This is a genomic window from Pseudokineococcus marinus (assembly GCF_013004605.1).
Taxonomy (GTDB): domain Bacteria; phylum Actinomycetota; class Actinomycetes; order Actinomycetales; family Quadrisphaeraceae; genus Pseudokineococcus; species Pseudokineococcus marinus.
The window spans coordinates 1-3,032 of record NZ_JABEMA010000339.1; the positions used below are offsets into that span (position 1 = coordinate 1).

A 3,032-nucleotide genomic window follows, 5' to 3' on the forward strand; every position below is an offset into this window, starting at 1 on the left:
GTCGGGGAAACGCCCGGTCCCATTCCGAACCCGGAAGCTAAGCCCGTTCGCGCCGATGGTACTGCGTGGGGGACTGCGTGGGAGAGTAGGTCGCCGCCGGACTTCACTTAGGAAGGGCCACCCCCCTGTGTGGGGGGTGGCCCTTTCGCATACCCGGACCTGTCCTGCGCCAGAAGGCGTCCAGGAGTCCGGAGCGACGCCATGGTCCGCGGGGACGCGCTGCGGTCTGAGGCCTCGGCAGGGCGACGACCCGATCTCGACCGATCGCCGGGCGAGGTCGAGCGGCCGTCGGCTCGTGAGGCGTCCTCGCCGTCACGCATGATGGGGTCGGTCGCCGAGCGCGCGCCGGTGCAGCCCAGGAGGTCGTGCGCCGGCGCCCGGCGAGAGCAGAAGAGCTGGTGGACCGAGTGCGCGTCCCGGACCGAGGAGGACCCATGGCCGAGTGGACCGGAGACGACCGCCCGTCGCGGAGAGAGCCACGCGAGGGCGACGGTGCCGGCCGTCACGGCGGCGACCGCGACCGTGCCCCGCGGGGTCGAGGTCCCCGTACCGGTGACGACCGCGCCCGCGACGGTCGCGGACGGGACGACCGGGCGGGGCGGGGGGACCGGGACCGGTCCGGGGGACGTCGGTCCCGCAGCGCCGGCCCTGGCGACCGCGGGTGGGCGGCGCGCGGAGACGCCCCGCGCGACCGCACGGGCTTCGGGGGCGCCCACGGTGGTCGCGAGGCCCGTGCTTCCCGACCGGTGGAGCCGCCGCTGCCCGAGGACGTCACGGGCAGGGAGCTGGACGCCGACGTGCGCCGCGACCTCAGCGGGCTGTCCGGCGAGAACGCCACCGCGGTGGCGCGGCACCTCGTGCAGGTCGCCCGCCTGCTCGACGACGACCCCGCGCTGGCGCTCGAGCACGCCCGTGCCGCCCAGCGCCGCGCCGGCCGGGTGGGGGCCGTCCGCGAGGCGACCGGGCTCGCGGCCTACCGGGCCGGGGAGTACGAGGAGGCGCTGCGCGAGCTGCGCACCGCCCGCCGGATCACGGGTTCCCAGGAGCACCTGCCGGTCATGGCCGACTGCGAGCGCGGGCTCGGACGGCCGGAGCGCGCCCTGGACGCCGCCGCGGGCCCGGCGGCGGACGCGCTGGACCGCGCGGGCCGCATCGAGCTGGCCATCGTCGTCGCCGGTGCTCGCCGCGACCTCGGACAAGCCGACGCCGCCGTCCTCGAGCTGCGCTTGCCCGAGCTGACCGGCTCGGTGCCTCCTGGGCTGCGCGAGTCGCAGGCCCGCCTGCAGGAGGCCTACGACGACGCCCTCGCCGCAGCGGGCCGGCCCGTCCCGCGCCGTGGGCGCGGCGGTGCCACCGGCGCCCAGGTCGCCGAGGGCGGTGTCGTCGACGAGGACGACGACGTCCTGCTCTGGGAGGAGGAGGCGTGAGCGGACCCGGTCCCGGGGCCGCCTCCGGCTCGCCCGAGCGGGGGGACGGCCTCGGCACCTACGAGTGGCTGCAGCGAGGGCTCGGACTCCTCGAGGGCGGGCACGCCGCCGCGGCCGCCACGGTGCTCGAGCGGGTCGCCGAGGACGAGCCGCGCTCGGCGAGCGTCCTCGAGGCCCTGGCGCGCGCGCAGTTCATCGCCGGTCGGCCGGGTGCCGCCGTCCGCACCTTCGAGCGCCTGGCCGAGGTGGCCCCGGACTCGGACTACGCCCGCTTCGGCTACGGCCAGTCCCTGCGACGCCTCGGGCGCCTGCCCCAGGCTGCCGAGCAGCTCGCGCTCGCCGTCGCCATGCGCCCGCAGCGCGCCGAGTACGTGGAGGCGCTCAGCAGCGTCCGTGCCCTCCTGCAGCCGCGTCCCGGTGCGAGCGGTGCTGGTGAGCAGACGGGCGAGGGCCCCGAGAGCGCCGCCCCCGGCCTCCTCGACGTCGGGGGGACCACGACCACGCCCGACGACGACGAGGGCACGGGCACGGACGGCGACGGCCGTGGCTGACGCCCTCGTCGCGTCGGTGGAGGTGCTCCTGCTCGACCTCGACGGCACCGTCTACGCCGGGGACCGACCGGTCCGGGGCGCCGCCGAGGCCGTCGCCGCCTGCCGCGAGCGGGGGGTGGCCGTGCGCTTCGTCACGAACAACGCCTCCCTGCCCCCCGAGGACGTGGCCGCGCACCTCGGTCGCACGGGCGTGCGCGCCTCGGCAGAGGAGGTCCGCACGTCCTCGCAGGCGGGCGCGAGCCTCGTCGTCGACCGCTGCGGCGCCGGGGCGCGGGTCCTCGTCGTCGGCGGGCCGGGCGTCGCCCTCGCGTGCCGTGCGGCCGGCCTGGTGCCCGTGACGTCCGCGGACGACGAGCCGGTGGCGGTCCTCCAGGGCTTCGGCCCCGACGTGGGCTGGGCCGCGCTCACCGAGGCCGCGTACGCCGTCCGGGCGGGCGCCCTGTGGGTCGCGACCAACGTCGACACCGTCCTGGCGCGCGAGCGCGGCCCCGCCCTCGGCAACGGCAGCCTCGTCGCAGCGGTCCGGACCGCCACGGGCGCCGAGCCCCTCGTCGCCGGGAAGCCGGAGCGGCCGCTCCTCGACGCGGCGGCCGACGGGCGCCGGGCCCTCGTCGTCGGCGACCGGCTCGACACCGACGTCGCCGGCGCGCGGGCGGCGGGCCTGAGCAGCCTCTGGGTGGCCACGGGCGTGGACGCCACCGCGGCCGTGCTCGACGCCCCGCCCCACCAGCGCCCCGACCACCTCGGCGCCGACCTCGGCGCCCTGCTCGCGCCGGCGGCGACCGTCGTCCGGGAGGGCGAGGGTCCGCAGCGGAGCTGGCGCTGCGGGGACGCGCAGGTCCGGCGGGGTCCGGACGGCCTCGTGGCGGAGGACGGCGGCCAGCCGCTGGACGTGCTGAGGGCCGCCTGCGCCGCGCGCTGGGAGCTGGAGGACGTCGCCGTGACCGACGACCTGCGACGCCGGGTGTCGCCGCTGGACGCCCGGTAGCGTGCCCGGGTGACCTCCGGCGACGCCCCGGCCCCCCGACCGGGCCCCGCGCCCGGCCCGAGGCCC

3 protein-coding genes and 1 rRNA gene are annotated in these 3,032 nt (G+C 78.7%); all 4 read left to right on the plus strand.

Annotated elements, in window-relative coordinates; genetic code table 11:
- Nucleotides 1-102 (plus strand): 5S ribosomal RNA (rrf, locus tag HLB09_RS15020); the annotation flags it as partial.
- Between the two features lie 644 nt (nt 103-746).
- A complete protein-coding gene (locus HLB09_RS15025) occupies nt 747-1,427 on the plus strand; it encodes a hypothetical protein (RefSeq protein WP_171204138.1) in 681 nt (226 codons plus the stop codon).
- Entirely contained in the window at nt 1,424-1,978 is a 555-nt protein-coding gene (locus HLB09_RS15030) for a tetratricopeptide repeat protein (protein ID WP_171204139.1), read from the plus strand. The genes HLB09_RS15025 and HLB09_RS15030 overlap by 4 nt, the downstream gene beginning before the upstream one ends.
- On the plus strand, nt 1,971-2,966 hold the full coding sequence (locus HLB09_RS15035; protein WP_212771167.1) for an HAD-IIA family hydrolase: 996 nt from the start codon (nt 1,971-1,973) through the stop codon (nt 2,964-2,966). Before HLB09_RS15030 ends, HLB09_RS15035 begins: the two co-directional genes overlap by 8 nt.
- Nucleotides 2,967-3,032: the final 66 nt, after the last annotated feature.